Below are 14,890 nucleotides of genomic sequence, written 5' to 3'. Positions count from 1 at the left end.
GAACGATTCTGATCGTATCAGAGCGATTGTGGCTGTCGAGGTGCAGGCGGGAGCGCAGCAAGTGCCGTCGGCCGGACAGCAGGCGGGGCCGGGCCGACTTCGAGGCGCATCGTGCGTTCTTTTGATCGAGTGTGTTCACATCGGTTTGGGAAGGGCATTGACTTGCTCCTTTGTGAGCGTTTTACTTCGGAAACCCTGCGGATGCCTGCACGTCACATTCATGGGCAACCCCCCGCTCGCCACAGTCGACGGAGACCGATCGATGCGACAGGACCACGGATGACGTTCGGGACGACCGGCCAGGTGGCACCGGCGACGGACTCGGATGTCGCCACCGCCGCGACCTGGAGCCGGGATGACTGGTTGGCCCTCGCCGACCGGATGCTCGCCGCCGCCCGACCGTTCGCCTCACCCGGACACTCCCTCGTCACCTTCCCCGGGCCGGAGGGCGGTTACGGGCGGGCCGTCGACGGACTGGAGGGCTTCGCCCGCACCTTCCTGCTGGCTGGGTTCCGCATCGCAGGTGCCCGGGGAGTGGGCTTGGACGAGCTCGTGGCCCGGTACACGGCAGGCATCACCGCCGGCACCGACCCGAGCTCTCCAGACCGTTGGGTGCGCTTGGACGAGCACCCCCAGGCGAAGGTGGAGGCCGCCTCCATCGCGCTGGTCCTGGACATGACCCGCCCGTGGATCTGGGATCGACTGCCGTCCGTGGTGCGCGAGCGGGTAGTGGACTATCTGCGCCCGGCAGTCGGCGACGACACGTACCCACGGATCAACTGGGTCTGGTTCCGGCTGGTCGTACAGACGTTTCTGCGTTCGGTGGGCGGGCCGCACTCGCTCGACGAGATGAACCAGGACCTGACCACCCATGACGGGTTCGTCCGCGGGGACGGCTGGATGTCCGACGGGCCGGACCGCGCCTACGACCACTACGTGGGCTGGGCCCTGCACCTCTACCCGACGCTGTGGGCCCGGATGGCCGGCGCGGCGGACCTGGCCGAGCAGCGCCGCGAACGGGACCTGGCCGGCCTCGACCGCTTCCTGAGCGACGCGGTCGCGCTCGTGGGCGCCGACGGATCACCGTTGATCCAGGGGCGCAGCCTGACCTACCGCTTCGCCGCGGCGGCGCCGTTCTGGGTCGGTGCCATCGCCGGTGTGTCCTCGGTCAGCATCGGCCGGTTGCGTGGCGCGGCCACCCGCATCGTGCGTCACTTCGTCGCCAACGGCGCCCTGGACGAACGAGGCCTGCTCACCCTCGGCTGGCACAGGCCGTGGCCGCGACTGGCGCAGTCGTACTCCGGGCCGGGCTCGCCGTACTGGGCCAGCAAGGGCCTGCTCGGCATCGCGCTACCCGCCGACCATCCGGTCTGGACGACTCCCCAGGAGCCGCTACCGGTGGAGGAGCGGGACACGGTGCGGGCGATACGCGCGCCAGGCTGGCTGATCTCTGGCACCCGTGCCGACGGCATCGTCCGCGTCGTCAACCACGGCACCGACCACGCCGTCGAGGGTGCCACCGTCTCAGATTCCCCGCTCTACGCCCGACTGGGCTACTCCACGGCCACCACCCCGGTTCTCGACGACAGTGGCTGGGCCACTCCGCTCGACCAGTCCGTCACTCTCGTCGACGACGCGGGCCGGGTCACCCACCGCGCCGGCATGCGCCTGCTCACCGTCCACGCCGACACCGACGGCGTGGGCGTGGCCGGGTCACGTGCCCTCGCCCACTGGGTCGACCCGGATCCAGGTCAGCGCGACCACGGCGGCGGCCGCGTGGGCCGGTCCCGGCCGGCCGGGCACCTCACTGTGTATTCGCTGGTCCGCGGCCCCTGGGAACTACGTCTGACCCGCGTCGACGACCTCGCCGACGGCGTCGAGGCAGCTGCGCTGAGGCTACGGATCGGCGGCTGGGCCATTGCCGGGGATGCGACGGTCACCGTCGACGGCGGCGTGGCGGTCGTGACCCACGCCGACCTGACCAGCCGGCTCGACAGCATTCACGGCGGCGGCACGGCCGGCGTCACCGCCGTTGCGCACGGCGGGCCCTTGGCCGACGGGCTGGTCGTGCCATGGCTGGACCACCCCGTTCGGCCGGGCGCATGGGCCGCCGCCTTGACCGAGCTGTCCAGGGTGCCGGTGGCCACGGCCGGGCAGGCATGCCGGGCCGTGCTCGACGAGGACGGCCGCGGCCTCCACCTGGCGGTCGACTGGCCCGACGGGATCAGCACGTCGACCCGTCTGGACACGGAGCATGCCAGGCCCACCAGGCGTCCTGGTAGCAGTGCGGGCCCGTTCGGGCCCCTTGACCCAAGGAGAGAGTGATGAAGCGTGCCATACCAGCCGTCATCAGCGCTGCGACGGCCCTGACGCTTGTTCTCGCCGGTTGCGGCGGCGGAGACGAGCCAGTCGACCCCAACGCCCCGGTGACGATCACCCTGGCTGGCTGGAGTCTGTCGTCCACGCCCGAGTTCAAGACGCTCGCCGACGGCTTCAAGGCGACCCACCCGAACATGACGGTGGAGCTCAAGGAGTACGCCCCAGGCAACGACTACGACACCCAGATGATCACGGACCTGGCCGCCGGCACCGCCCCGGACGTCTACGTCATGAAGAACCTCAAGAACTTCTACACGTACCAGAGCGGTGGTCAGCTGCTCGACGTCTCCGACATCACCTCCGGTCTCGGCTCGAGCCCGGCGCTCGCGTCGTACCAGGTGGATGGCAAGGCGTACGCGGTGCCGTACCGGCAGGACTCGTGGGTGTTGTTCTACAACAAGGACCTGTTCGCGAAGGCGAAGGTGGCACCGCCGGACGGCAGTTGGACCTGGGACGACTACACCGCCGCGACGAAGCGACTGCACACCGGGCTGAAGGGGGCCGGCTCGAACGCGACCGGCGCGTACCAGCACACCTTCCAGTCGACAGTGCAGGGATTCGCGCTCGCCCAGACCCCCAACGCGGACCTGCTCTCCGGGGACTACGGCTACCTGAAGCCGTACTACGAGCGGTCACTTGACCTGCAGGCGGCCGGCGCGCAGCCGACCTTCGGCACCGCGAAAACCAACAAACTCACCTACCAGGCGCAGTTCGGCAAGCAGCAGTCGGCGATGCTGCTGATGGGCACCTGGTACGTGGCCACGCTGCTCAACCAGCGACAGAGCGGTGACGCCGACAAGTTCCAGTGGGGGATCGCCCCGGCGCCGCAGTTCGACAAGTCCACCACCGGCACCTCCGCCACGCCTGTCACCTTCGGTGATCCGACCGGCCTGGGGATCAACCCGAAGATCAGCAAGTCCAAGACCGCCGCGGCCAAGGCATTCCTCCAGTACGCGGCCGGCCCGGAAGCCGGCAAGGCGCTGGCCGGGATCGGCATCACCCCGGCCCAGGTCACCGACGCGGTCACCGCGACGCTGTTCGGGCTGGACGGCGTACCGCAGGACGACCTGTCGAAGTTCGCCTACGCCAAGCACACCATCAAGCCGGAGAACCCGGTGTCGAAGCACACCGCCGGCCTGCAGAACCTCCTCAACGAGACACACTCGGCGATCCTCTCCGACAGCAAGGGCGTCGACGCGGAGCTGAGCAAGGCGCAGACCCGCGCCAAGAACGAGGTCCTCAACCAGTGAGCTGATGGCGGGTCCGGCGCGCCTTCGTCGCACGCCGGTCCCGCCACCATGCCGAACGCTTCCGGAGACTCCCTATGGCAACATTGCCGCGCACGAGACCCAGGAACCGGCGGCTGGTGTCGCGTAACACGGTCGCCGGCTGGTCGTTCATCCTGCCCAACTTCGTCGGCTTCGCCGTGCTCACCCTGCTACCCGTCGTCGTGCTGTTCTACGTGGCATTCACCAACTGGAACGTCTTCGGGGTGGCCGAGTGGACCGGCACCGCCAACTTCCGGCGCATGTGGAGCGACGCGAGCTTCTGGACCGCTCTGCGCAACACCGTCTACTACACCGTCTTCCACATCCCGCTGACCCTCGGGGCGTCACTCGGGCTGGCGCTGCTGCTCAACCGCAAACTGCGCGGCGTACGGTTTTTCCGCACCGTCGCCTTCTTCCCCTACATCACCTCGATCGTGGCGATCGCGATCGTCTGGAACCAGCTGTTCAGCCCGGAGTACGGCCCGATCAACGCTCTCCTCGGTGCCGTCGGGGTGGACAACGCCCCGGGCTGGACCACGTCGTCGACCTGGTCGATGCCGGCGGTCATCATCGTCGGCACCTGGCGGTACATGGGTTACTACATGCTGCTGTTCCTGGCCGGCCTGCAGACCATCCCGGCCCAGCTCTACGAGGCGGCCGAGACCGACGGCGCCTCACCGTGGCAGCGGTTCGTGCACGTGACCCTCCCCGGGTTACGCCACACCACCTTCTTCGTCACAGTGCTGCTCACCATCGAAAGCTTCAAGGTCTTCGACCTCATCCTCGTGATGACCGGCGGCGGACCGGGCCAGTCGACACTCGTGCTCTCGCAGTACATCTACCAGAAGGGCTTCGAGGAGAACCAGTTCGGCTACGCCTCGGCGGTCTCCATCGTCCTGTTCGCCATCTGCTTCAGCATCACGGTCATTCAGTTCATGGTCAACAAGCGGAGGAACAGCTGATGACCGCTACCGACCTCTCCCTGCCCACCCCGGCCGTCGCCGCGCCCGGCAACCGCAACGCGCCCCGCCGATCGGTCCAGTCCCGGGGCTGGCGGCTCGTCGGGTACGCCGCCCTCGTGCTCGCGGCGGCCGGGCTGCTACTGCCGTTCTACTGGATGGTGGTGGCGTCGTTGAAGACCAACAGCGACGTCTTCACCATCCCGATCACCTGGCTCCCCGATCCCGTGGTGTGGCGAAACTACCTCGACATCTGGCAGCGCTCGGACATGACGACCTGGTTGGGAAACACGCTGCTGCTGTCGGTGGTCGTCAGCCTCCTACAGGTGGTGACCGGCAGTTTCGCCGCCTACGGCTTCGCCCGGGTGCGCTTTCCCGGCCGCAACGCGCTCTTCCTGGCGTACGTCGGGACGATCGCGGTGCCCTGGCAGTCGTACATGATTCCGCAGTTCATCCTCATGTCGAAGTTGCAGTTGTCGAACACGCTGTGGTCGATCGTCGCGCTACAGGCGTTCGGCGCGTTCGGCGTGTTCCTGATGAAGCAGTTCTACGAGACGATCCCCGAGGAGCTGAGCGAGTCGGCGCGGGTGGACGGGCTCAGCGAGTTCGGCATCTACCGACGGATCATGCTGCCGCTGTCCCGACCGGCGCTGGCCAGCCTGGCCCTGCTGACGTTCGTGACCACCTGGAACGACTACCTCGGCCCGCTGATCTACCTGCGCAGTCCGGAGCTGCGCACCATCCAACTGGGGCTCAACACCTTCATCTCCCAGTACAACGCCGAGTACGCGCTGATCATGACGGGCTCCGTGCTGTCCGTGCTGCCCGTCGCTGTCATCTTCCTGCTCGGCCAGCGCTACTTCATCGAGGGCATCGCCACGACCGGACTGAAGGGTTGAGGCCCATGCGTTCGCGCCACAACACCATTGCCGCCGTCTTCGACGGGTTCTATGTCGCGCTCGTCAGCAACCTGCTGCTGGTGCTCGGTTGCCTGCCACTGGTGACGCTCGCGTTCACCACCGAGGCGGCGCGCTCCTGGCCGCTGTACGCGCTGACCGCCCCGCTCTGCGCGCCGGGGCTCTGTGCGGTGTTCGCGGTCATGTCCGCCTATTCGGCCGGCGACACCGGCGGCGTGCTGCGCACCTTCGGCCGCGCCTGGCGAGCCACCGCCCGGCCGGCGATGCTCTGGACGGCGGCAGCCATGGCTGCCCTGGTGGTGCTCGCCGTCGACGCGCGCGCCGCGTGGGGCCACCGGGTCGGGGCACTCGCCCTTCCGGTGCTGGCGACCCTCATCGTCCTCACCGTCGCTACCACGTTGCTGGGGCTGGTGACCGTCGCCGAGCGACCCACCGCGCGGTTGCGTGAGGTGGCCCGCGCCTGCCTGTATCTGGCGGTGCGCCGGTGGTACCTCAGCGCCGTGTCTCTCCTCGTCCTCGTGCTGCTCGCACAGATCCTGGCGGCCCGCCCCGCGATCGCGCTCGGCCTCGCCGCCGCGCCACTGCTCTACGTCGTGTGGGCCAACAGCCGCTTCACCCTGCGCGCCGCCCTCGACCCACCGACGCCCGCACCGCAGAGCGCCTGAGCACCACGTTCCGGCCAACGAGCCGGGACGCCGATGAGACACCTGCCCGGCACCGGACCGGACCCACGAGGGAGAACAGCATCCATGACGGCGACCGACGTCCGTCCCAGCTCCGACGCAGAGGCCACGGCGGCCGCGGTGGCCGCCGCGCTACGTACCGTCGACGCGAACATCACCACCTTCGGCGACCGGTACCCCGCGGACACCACCGACGCCAACCGCTACCCGCTGCGGCCACCGAGCGGAGGCCAGCCCGAGGGCGCCAACGTCGGCTGGACCACCAGCTTCTGGCCCGGCATGCTCTGGCTGGCACACGACCTGACCGGCGACGAACGCCACCTGCGGGCCGCGCTCTCCCACGTGGACAGCTTCGCGGCCCGGATGACCCACGGCATCGACCTGGACACCCACGACCTCGGGTTCCTCTACACGCTCGCCTGCGTCACCCCGGCCCGCCGTACCGGTGACCCGCAGGCCCGAGACGCGGCCCTCGCCGCCGCCGACCACCTGATGACGCGCGTCCTCGAACCCGCCGGAATCATTCAGGCCTGGGGCGATCTGAACGACCCACGCCAACGCGGGCGCACGATCATCGACAGCCTCATGAACACGCCGCTGCTCTTCTGGGCCAGCCAGACCACCGGTGACGACCGCTACGCCGCCGCGGCCCGCCGGCACACCGCTCAGCTGCGCCAGCACATCCTGCGTCCGGACGGCACCACCTTCCACACCTTCTACTGGGACGCGGACAGCGGTGCGCCGCTACGCGGCGAAACCGAACAGGGCCACTCCGACCACTCCTGCTGGGCGCGCGGGCAGGCATGGGGCATCTACGGGTTCAGCCTCAACCACCGGCACATCGGCGACCCGGCGCTGCTCGCCGCCGCGAGGACCTGCGCCGACCGCTTCCTCGCCCACCTGCCCGACGACCACGTCGCGTACTGGGATCTGGAGTTCGGTGACGGCAGCGGTCAGGAGCGGGACAGCTCGGCCGCGGCCATCGCCGCCTGCGGCCTGGTCGAACTGGCAGACGGCCTTACCGACACGGCCAGCGCCGACCGGTACCGGAAGGCCGCCGCCGAGATCCTGGGCTCGCTCATCGGCCACTACTCCACCGACGGTCATCAGGTCTCGAACGCGCTGATCCTGCACGGCGTCTACGACAAGCCCAAGGGCATCGGCGTCGACGAGGGAACCCTCTGGGGCGACTACTTCTACCTGGAAGCCCTCACCCGGGCCACCGTCGCGGGCTGGACCAGCCCCTGGTGACGACCCTGCACCGACCCGCTCCACCCCGCATCCCGAAAGGTGACCATGGACTACCGCTACCACTGCGCCATTCCCGCCCTCGACGGCCGGAACACGCTGCCCTTCAATCCCTGCCGGCTGCTGGACTTCACACTGCTGCGGCTGTCGGCCGGCGAGTCCTGGACCGGCGAGTCCGGTGACCGGGAGATCCTGGCCGTCGTCCTCGGTGGCACGGCCAGCTTCACCGTCGCCGGCCACCATTTCCCACAGGTCGGCCAACGACCGGACGTCTTCTCCGGCAAGCCGCACTCGGTCTACATCCCGGCCGGCTCCCCGGTGACCGTCGAGGCGGTCACCGCCGTGGAGATAGCCCTACCCAGCGCGCCCAGCGAACTGGCCACAGACCCCTACGTCATCGCACCGGAGCAGGTAGCGACCGGCCGCTGGGGAGCGGCCAACTTCGGCCGTACCTACCACCAGATCCTCACCGAGATCTCCCAGCCGGACCTGCCCGCCCGCCGGCTCATCGTCGGCGAGACCTACACGCCCTCGGGCAACTGGAGCACCTACCCGCCTCATCGGCACAAGGTCGACGACCTGCCCGCCGAGGCCGCACACGAGGAGATGTACTACTACCGCGTCAACCCGGCGAACGGGTTCGGCATCAGCCGGGTCTACACCGACGACGGGTACGAGGAGAACGTCACCATCCGTGACCATGTGATGCAGATGATGCCCGAGGGTTACCACACAGTGGTCAGCGCACCCGGCTACACCACCTATTTCCTGTGGTTCCTGGCCGGCACGCAACGCACCCAGGGCGCTCGCGAGGACGTCGACCTCGCCTGGGTGGGCCAGACCGTACCGACCCTGCGGGGCCTGGGCCTGTAGCGACGTCGGTGAGACCCATCGCCAAGTCGTCGTCCGGGGCCTTGACGTGGCTCGACGAGAGCAGCAGGGCGCTCGCCACCCACCCGCCTGGTCGGGCGGCGGCGCGACGCCGAACTGACGCCAGGGAGAGTGTCAGAAGCTGCTGACCAGCTTCACGAACGCCTCGTCGATCTTGGCGGGATCGGTGGCGTCGAAGGCCTTGCCCGACGACGCCTTGGCGATCCGATCCAGGGTGGCGAAGTCCGACTCCCTGTCGAAGGCGATGCAGAACACCTTCACCGGACGCTGCGGGTCCAGGGCAACCTCGGCGAGCAACCGGGCCAGGTCGTTGTCCCTGCTGTACTCGTTCTTGCCGTCGGTCAGCACCACTATCGCGTTGATCCGCTCCGGGTCGTACCGGTCGAGTAGTTCTCGATGTGCGGCCCGGACCGTCGCGTAGAGCGCGGTACCGCCCTCGACCGGCAATCCGGCGATCTTGCTGTTGATCCGCTTCTGGTCGAACCCGCCGAGCGGGACCTCCTCCCGATAGGGGCTCTTCGGCCGCTGCTGCGTCTCCGAGGAGAACGACCAGAGCCCCACCCGGTCTTCGGTGTTGAGCAGCGCGAGGCCCTTGCCCGCCGCCGCCGAGGCCACCTGGAAACGGGTACGGGTGCCGACCTTCGCCAGCATGGACCCGGAGGTGTCCAGGGCGATCAGGATGTTGGCCTTCTTGCGGAGCGTGCGCCAGCCGTCCAGCATCGCGCCGACCACCTCCGGGTCCGGCGGCTCGAAGTAGCTCAACCCACCGCTGGGTTCGGCGCCGACGCTGGCGAGCAACTCCGCCGAGGCGCGGCGCTCATGGTCCCGGAAGCCGAGGCGGGCAAACCTCTCCTGCTGGGTGTCCTCGGTCAGGAACTTCTGGAAGTCGGTTGCCGCCGCGCGCTGCCGCTCGTCGGCGGACGGCAGCACGACGAACGGGTGGTCCAGGTTGAACGTGCCCTCCTTCGGATGCACGGCGACCAGCGGGACGTTCGGCCGGCGGCCCCGCTCCTGCCCTTCCTGCCGAGGGCTCAGCGCACCCGTGTTGTAGAGGTCCACGAGCTCCTCCTGCAGGACGATGGCACTCATGTCGTCGGTGCTGCCCGCCCCGCCGGCCAGGTCCGCCTCGGCGAGGCTGCGCAGCAGGTCCACCGAGTCGTCGCTGTAGTGCGACACGTTGGCTTCGGTCCGGCGGACGAACTGGGTGACCGCCGGGTCGGCCAGGTCGGACCGGGTCAGGTCGCTGGCCCGTTGCACCGCCGCGTAGTAGGTGGCGATGGTCGCCGCCAACCCGGAAGTGGACAGGTTCGGGTTGTCCTTGCCGAACGTGAAGCGGCCCCACTCCGGCTTGCCGAAGTCCGCCCACCCGTCCCGCCCGGACAGGCCCAGGATCTCTCCCCAGCCCAGCGACCCGCGCTTGCGGAGCAGCTCGGCCTTGGGCTGCGGCATCGCGATCACCAGCGGGCTGTTGGCGATCGACGGGTAGCGGTCCGGAGTCTGCAACTCCCGGCCGGCGGCCTCGTCGAGCAGCCGGAGCTGGCCGGTCCACAGGCTCGACGTCGGCAGCCAGACCTGTGGTTGCGGCAGACCGGTGTGCGTCCAGCCGCTGGCCAGCGCCTCGGTTGCCTTGCCCGAGTTCAACGCGCTGACGTGCACCCGGGCGCAGCCGCCACCCTCGATCGACCGGTCGCCGCGGTTGTACGCCTCGGCCAGGTCGACCAGCAGCGCCGCCTTCTCCGTCGAGGAGTTGACCTGGAGGATGACGGCGCAGTCGTTGCCCGCTTCGCGCTGTCGGACGAACACGAACGCCCCGGCGATGACCAGCAGCCCGGCGGTGACGGCGGCGGTGTACGGCAACCACTGCCGGGCACGCGTAGCGGGTGGGGCCATCGGGACGTCCTCCTCGGCGGGCGGCTGGTGGCAGTCAACCTATCGATGCGGCGCCAGTCGGCGAGCCCGACCCCGGCGCACCGGTCACCCGTGCTCGGACCGGCTCCCGAGGGCCGTCGCGACCAGCAACCGAACCAGGTAGACCACGACGAAGGCGGCCCCACCGACAGCGGCGGACGGACCGAGCGCGCTCGACGCGACGTAGCCGGCGGCGGCGCCGACCGAACCGAGGAAGAGCGCTGTCGAGATGCCCCAGGCGTCGACGGCCTCACGACGCAGCCGCCGCAACGCGCCGCCGCCTCCCGTACCGACGCCGGGCTCGGACACCGGCAGGTGCGCCGGCTGGGTCGGCCGGGCCTGGGTCGGCACCTGCGGCTGCGTCCCGCCCGGTTGGGGCGCCGTCGGCGTGACCTGGGGGAGCGGATGGTCCGGTGTGGGCGCGCCAGCGGTCTCGTTGCCGACCTCCAGCAGGCTCTCCCGACGTAGCGGCTCGGTGACCCTGCCGTCCTGCCGAAGCAGCCGCACCAAGACGCGCTCGGCAGCCGGCCGGTCCGCCGGATCCTTGGCCAGGCACTCCCGGATCAGCTCGTCCAGGACGGGGGGCATCGCCGGCAGGTCAGGCGGATCGTGCAGCACCCGGTGCATCACGGCGAAGAGTGAATCGGTGCCGAAGGGCGGCCGACCACCGGCGGCGAAGGCGATCGTGGCCGCCCAGGCGAAGACGTCACAGGGTGGACCGATCGCGTCGTCGCGGAACCGCTCCGGTGCCATGTACGCGGTGGTCCCCATGACCCGGCTGGACGCCGTCTCGGTGTTGCCCAACGCCCGGGCGATACCGAAGTCGATCACCCGAGGACCGTCCTCGCCCAACACCACGTTGTCCGGCTTCAGATCGCAGTGCACCACCCCGGCACTGTGGATCGCCGCGAGCGCCGTGACGGTGCCGACCGCGAGCCGGTGCAGGGCGTTACCGGTCACCGGACCACGCTCGCGGACGTGCCGGTGCAGGGTCAGGCCCTCGATGAACTCACTGACCACGTAGGGCCGCTCGCCGTCCACCTCCGCGAAGAGCACCTGCGCGGTGCAGAACGGAGCGACCCGCCGGGCGGCGGCGATCTCCTTCACGAACTGCGACCGCGCCCGTGGATCACTCAGATCGACGTTGACCATCTTGACGGCGACCCGGTCACCGGCGTCGTCCTCACCGAGATAGACGACGCCCTGCCCACCCGCGCCCAACCGCCCGACCAGGCGATACGGGCCGGCGGTGACCGGATCGTGCGTCCACAGTTTCGCCAACCCTGGCACCGGCGGGCCGGCCAGCTCCGACATCCCGACTCCATCAGTGTCGTTCCCGGCCACTGGCGGCGCAGGACACAGCCATCGTGCCATGTCGGCCGTCGGCGACCGAGGACGTTCCACCATGGTTTGAGGCCGACGAAACCCTTTCGCAGGGGACGTGAGACCCGCGTCGTCGCCGGTGCGGCTCGGCGGCCCAGCCCCGCTGGGCGTGTACCCGCCTGCGCTGTCACCACACAGGAGTCGATGCCCCACCCGACCTCGACCCGGCTCTGCCCGAAGCAGCCGACCTAGTCCTGCGTGCTGCGGCCGGCGACCCGGCGGAGGGCCAGGTAGGCGACCCCCGCGGCCAGCACCCAGGGTGCGGCGACGAGGACCGGGTCGAGCGGGTGGTGTAAGCGGTCGACCCGCTTGCCGCCCAGCCGTGACGGGAGCCCGTGGTGGGTGAATTCGCTCAGGACGCCGGTCTCGGTGATCGGGTTGTCAGGATGGCGGGTCAGGAACGAAGCGAAGGTGCTCTCGACCGCGTCCACCCGGTCGGCGGCGAGCAGGAGCAGCCAGTGGGCGGCACGTCCCTCGCTGTACCTGCGGTAGGAGTACCGGCGGATCATCCCGGACAGGCCCTTGGGTGGGCACGAGGTACCGAAGACCGGGGTGAGGAACTTGTGCTCGATTGACCTCTCCCTCGGCCACTTCTCCGGTTGCCGCTCGGGGAACTCCCAGTGTGCACCGTTGAGGGTCGGGTCGAACCGCTCCTGCGGCACCGAAGGCCGGTCCTTCGGGTCGAGGTCGACACCCCAGCCGGGGATTCGGGCACGCAGCTCGTCGCTGGACTCAGCCAGTTTCGGCTTGTCTGCTGTGTAGGCCATGTCGGGCTCCCGATCGGGTCAGGCGGGGTTCGGAACGATCAGCGGCTTGATGCAGCCGTCGAGCTTCGCGGAGAAGATGTGGTAGGCCTCGGCGATGTGCTCCAGCGGAATCCGGTGGGTCACGATGTCGCTGGGCTTGAGGTAGCCGTTGCGGATGTGCTCGAACAGGCGCGACCACTGCCGCTTCACCGGGCACTGGTTCATCCGCAGGGTCAGGCCCTTGTTCAGCGCGTCACCGAACTTGACCGCGCTGAACATCGGCCCGTACGCGCCCATCACCGATACGTTGCCGCCCTTGCGTACCGAGTCGATCGCCCAGTTGAGGGCGACCGGGGAGCCACCCTGCAACTTCAGCTTCGCGGCAGTGACGTGCTGGAGGAGGTTGCCGTCCGCCTCCGCGCCGACGGCGTCGATGGCCACGTCGGCGCCCAGGTGGTCGGTGATCTTTTTCAGGTGTACGACGATGTCGTCGTACACCCCGAAGTTGTAGGTCTCGGCGTGGGCGAACGCCGCCGCCTTCTCCAGCCGGTAGTCGAGGTGGTCGATGACGATGACCCGACCGGCGCCCATCAGCCAGGCCGACTTCGCGGCGTACAGGCCGACGGGTCCGGCACCGAAGACCACGACCACGTCACCCTCGACGATGTCACCGAGCTGGGCGCCGAAATAACCGGTGGCGAGCGCGTCGGTGAGCAGGACGGCGTCGTCGTCGTCCATCCACTCGGGGATCTGACTTGGGCCGATGTCGGCGAACGGCACCCGGACGTACTCGGCCTGACCGCCGTCGTAGCCGCCGCAGGTGTGTGAGTAACCGTAGATGCCGCCGACGGCTGTGGCGTTGGGGTTGACGTTGTGGCAGTTGCTGAACAGCCCCCGGGCGCAGAAGAAGCACGACCCGCAGTAGACGTTGAAGGGAACCATGACCCGGTCACCCGGCTGGACGTTTCGCACCGACGGACCGACCTCGTCGACCACACCGACGAACTCGTGACCGAAGGTCATCCCGACCCGGGTGTCGGGCATCATTCCGTGATAAAGGTGCAGGTCGGACCCACAGATCGCCGCACGGGTCACTTTGATGATCGCGTCGTTGGGATGCTCGATGGCGGGACGGTCCTTCTCCTCCACCCGCAGACGGTACGGACCGCGGTAGACCATTGCTCGCATTGACTGCCTCCCGGAGCAGAGGGCTAGCGGATGGGCCGCTCCGGATCCCGTCCGAAGCGCCGCGAAACTGGTACCCCTGTCTTTTGTCGACAAACCGGGAGCTGGGTTGAGCGGTGACTCAGTCTGCCGCTGCCGGAGCGACACCCACCGCAGCCTGCGTGCCGGTGCCGCTGCCTCTCGTCCGCTCCTTGCGGCCGGCTCGGGCCGGTGCGGCTGCTGACGAGTGGCAGAACCTCGCCGACCGTTCTAGGCTCATCTCTGGGTCAAGCCACGTGCCCGACACGATCCCGAGTCTCGGGAGGTCCGCACGTGACCGACGAGCCAGCAACCGCAACGGCCGTGAAGGCCACCTGATGTCCATCGATACAGGTTTGCGAACGGCTGGCGACCCGCCCGGTCTGAGCACGACGCGGCCTCCCCACGCGGGGGTCGCGACGACGCCCACACCGGACAGCGGAGGAACCGATGACCATCACTTCGACAGGTCGGCCCGCACCGACGAACAACCTGGCTGATCGCAGCACCACGCCTGAGTCGCCGGCCAGCCACCTCCTCGCCGTGATGGTCGCGCTGCCGGCTGGCCATCCGTCCAGGCCCGCTGCCCGGGCCCGGGCCATCGAGGCCTGGCTGCCGCTGGCCCATCACCTTGCCCGGCGGTACAACGGCCGCGGCGAGCCGAACGAGGACCTGACCCAGACGGCGGCACTGGGGCTGATCAACGCGATCGACAGGTTCGACCCGTCGCGTGGGATCGAATTCGTCAGCTACGCGGTCCCCACGATCGTGGGGGAGATCAAGCGCCACTTCCGTGACCGCACCTGGGACGTCCGTGTTCCCCGGCGGCTGCAGGAGCGGCGGATGGCCATCGGTGAGGCCAACAACAGCCTCACCCAGCTGCTCGGTCGCTCGCCGACCGTCGCCGACATCGCCCGACATCTGGACCTCACGGAGGAGGAGATCCTCGAAGGGCTGGAAGGCGCCCGCGCCTACAACGCGGTCTCACTGTCCACCCCGTTCGGCGATGGCACCACTTCCAGGGAGTTGGGCGACACGCTCGGCGGCGAAGACAACGAACTCGCCCTCGCCGAGCTGAGGGTGGCTCTCGTATCGGCGCTCGCGTGTCTTGACGACCGGGAGCGGAGGGTCATCGCACTGCGCTTTCACGCCAACTTGACGCAGCAGGGCATCGCCGAGCAGGTCGGGGTGTCACAGATGCACGTCTCCCGGCTGCTTGCCCGCGCGCTGGCCAAGCTGAGGGTGCAGCTCACTGCCATCGCTTGAGGGGCAGGCCGGTGCCCCTGCGGCGGTCGGTGGATCCGG

General features: G+C 69.1%; 12 protein-coding genes. 8 read left to right on the top strand and 4 right to left on the bottom strand.

The genetic code is table 11. The features are described from left to right. Window positions 1–279: 279 nt before the first annotated feature. The 7 genes from AB0K35_RS03450 to iolB all read left to right on the top strand — a co-directional run bounded on the left by AB0K35_RS03450 (window position 280) and on the right by iolB (window position 8,327). Window positions 280–2,325 (top strand): DUF2264 domain-containing protein, encoded by a 2,046-nt coding sequence (locus tag AB0K35_RS03450; RefSeq protein ID WP_363883459.1) that lies wholly within the window; start codon window positions 280–282, stop codon window positions 2,323–2,325. Then, on the top strand, window positions 2,325–3,629 hold the full coding sequence (locus AB0K35_RS03445) for an extracellular solute-binding protein (RefSeq protein ID WP_363883457.1): 1,305 nt from the start codon (window positions 2,325–2,327) through the stop codon (window positions 3,627–3,629). The genes AB0K35_RS03450 and AB0K35_RS03445 overlap by 1 nt, the downstream gene beginning before the upstream one ends. A gap of 116 nt (window positions 3,630–3,745) precedes the next feature. After that, window positions 3,746–4,609: a sugar ABC transporter permease gene (locus tag AB0K35_RS03440; protein WP_238667967.1), complete on the top strand. Its 864-nt coding sequence runs from the start codon at window positions 3,746–3,748 to the stop codon at window positions 4,607–4,609. Further along, window positions 4,609–5,505, top strand: coding sequence for a carbohydrate ABC transporter permease (locus AB0K35_RS03435; RefSeq protein WP_363883455.1), 897 nt, complete (start codon window positions 4,609–4,611; stop codon window positions 5,503–5,505). Before AB0K35_RS03440 ends, AB0K35_RS03435 begins: the two co-directional genes overlap by 1 nt. 5 nt (window positions 5,506–5,510) lie before the next feature. Then, window positions 5,511–6,188, top strand: coding sequence for a hypothetical protein (locus AB0K35_RS03430; protein WP_238667965.1), 678 nt, complete (start codon window positions 5,511–5,513; stop codon window positions 6,186–6,188). Window positions 6,189–6,272: 84 nt separating this feature from the next. Next, the gene (locus tag AB0K35_RS03425) at window positions 6,273–7,457 is read left to right on the top strand and encodes a glycoside hydrolase family 88 protein (protein WP_363883453.1); all 1,185 of its coding nucleotides are present in this window, start codon (window positions 6,273–6,275) and stop codon (window positions 7,455–7,457) included. Between the two features lie 45 nt (window positions 7,458–7,502). Beyond that, window positions 7,503–8,327: a 5-deoxy-glucuronate isomerase gene (gene iolB / locus AB0K35_RS03420; RefSeq protein ID WP_363883451.1), complete on the top strand. Its 825-nt coding sequence runs from the start codon at window positions 7,503–7,505 to the stop codon at window positions 8,325–8,327. Window positions 8,328–8,459: 132 nt separating this feature from the next. Here the strand turns inward: iolB and AB0K35_RS03415 are convergent, their stop codons facing one another. The 4 genes from AB0K35_RS03415 to AB0K35_RS03400 form a co-directional block, all read right to left on the bottom strand. Next, on the bottom strand, window positions 8,460–10,235 hold the full coding sequence (locus AB0K35_RS03415; RefSeq protein WP_363883449.1) for an extracellular solute-binding protein: 1,776 nt from the start codon (window positions 10,233–10,235) through the stop codon (window positions 8,460–8,462). An 84-nt stretch (window positions 10,236–10,319) separates the two neighbouring features. Then, the gene (locus AB0K35_RS03410) at window positions 10,320–11,567 is read right to left on the bottom strand and encodes a serine/threonine-protein kinase (RefSeq protein WP_363883447.1); all 1,248 of its coding nucleotides are present in this window, start codon (window positions 11,565–11,567) and stop codon (window positions 10,320–10,322) included. Window positions 11,568–11,824: 257 nt separating this feature from the next. After that, entirely contained in the window at window positions 11,825–12,403 is a 579-nt protein-coding gene (locus AB0K35_RS03405; protein WP_238667960.1) for a hypothetical protein, read from the bottom strand. Between the two features lie 18 nt (window positions 12,404–12,421). Beyond that, a complete protein-coding gene (locus AB0K35_RS03400; protein WP_363883444.1) occupies window positions 12,422–13,531 on the bottom strand; it encodes a zinc-dependent alcohol dehydrogenase in 1,110 nt (369 codons plus the stop codon). A 504-nt stretch (window positions 13,532–14,035) separates the two neighbouring features. Here AB0K35_RS03400 and AB0K35_RS03395 point away from each other — a divergent pair. Next, on the top strand, window positions 14,036–14,851 hold the full coding sequence (locus tag AB0K35_RS03395; RefSeq protein WP_238667958.1) for a SigB/SigF/SigG family RNA polymerase sigma factor: 816 nt from the start codon (window positions 14,036–14,038) through the stop codon (window positions 14,849–14,851). The last annotated feature ends 39 nt before the right edge of the window (window positions 14,852–14,890 follow it).

The organism is Micromonospora sp. NPDC053740 (genome assembly GCF_040677775.1).
GTDB classification, from domain to species: domain Bacteria; phylum Actinomycetota; class Actinomycetes; order Mycobacteriales; family Micromonosporaceae; genus Micromonospora; species Micromonospora alfalfae.
This window is presented reverse-complemented; position numbering and strand designations above follow the sequence as displayed.

What these genes read in the sequence shown, in the direction of transcription:
- AB0K35_RS03450 (WP_363883459.1), top strand. Translation starts at nt 280, where the DNA reads ATGACGTTCGGGACGACCGGCCAGGTGGCACCGGCGACGGACTCGGAT.
- AB0K35_RS03445 (WP_363883457.1), top strand. Translation starts at nt 2,325, where the DNA reads ATGAAGCGTGCCATACCAGCCGTCATCAGCGCTGCGACGGCCCTGACG.
- AB0K35_RS03435 (WP_363883455.1), top strand. Translation starts at nt 4,609, where the DNA reads ATGACCGCTACCGACCTCTCCCTGCCCACCCCGGCCGTCGCCGCGCCC.
- AB0K35_RS03430 (WP_238667965.1), top strand. Translation starts at nt 5,511, where the DNA reads ATGCGTTCGCGCCACAACACCATTGCCGCCGTCTTCGACGGGTTCTAT.
- AB0K35_RS03425 (WP_363883453.1), top strand. Translation starts at nt 6,273, where the DNA reads ATGACGGCGACCGACGTCCGTCCCAGCTCCGACGCAGAGGCCACGGCG.
- iolB (WP_363883451.1), top strand. Translation starts at nt 7,503, where the DNA reads ATGGACTACCGCTACCACTGCGCCATTCCCGCCCTCGACGGCCGGAAC.
- AB0K35_RS03415 (WP_363883449.1), bottom strand. Translation starts at nt 10,235, where the DNA reads ATGGCCCCACCCGCTACGCGTGCCCGGCAGTGGTTGCCGTACACCGCC.
- AB0K35_RS03410 (WP_363883447.1), bottom strand. Translation starts at nt 11,567, where the DNA reads ATGTCGGAGCTGGCCGGCCCGCCGGTGCCAGGGTTGGCGAAACTGTGG.
- AB0K35_RS03405 (WP_238667960.1), bottom strand. Translation starts at nt 12,403, where the DNA reads ATGGCCTACACAGCAGACAAGCCGAAACTGGCTGAGTCCAGCGACGAG.
- AB0K35_RS03395 (WP_238667958.1), top strand. Translation starts at nt 14,036, where the DNA reads ATGACCATCACTTCGACAGGTCGGCCCGCACCGACGAACAACCTGGCT.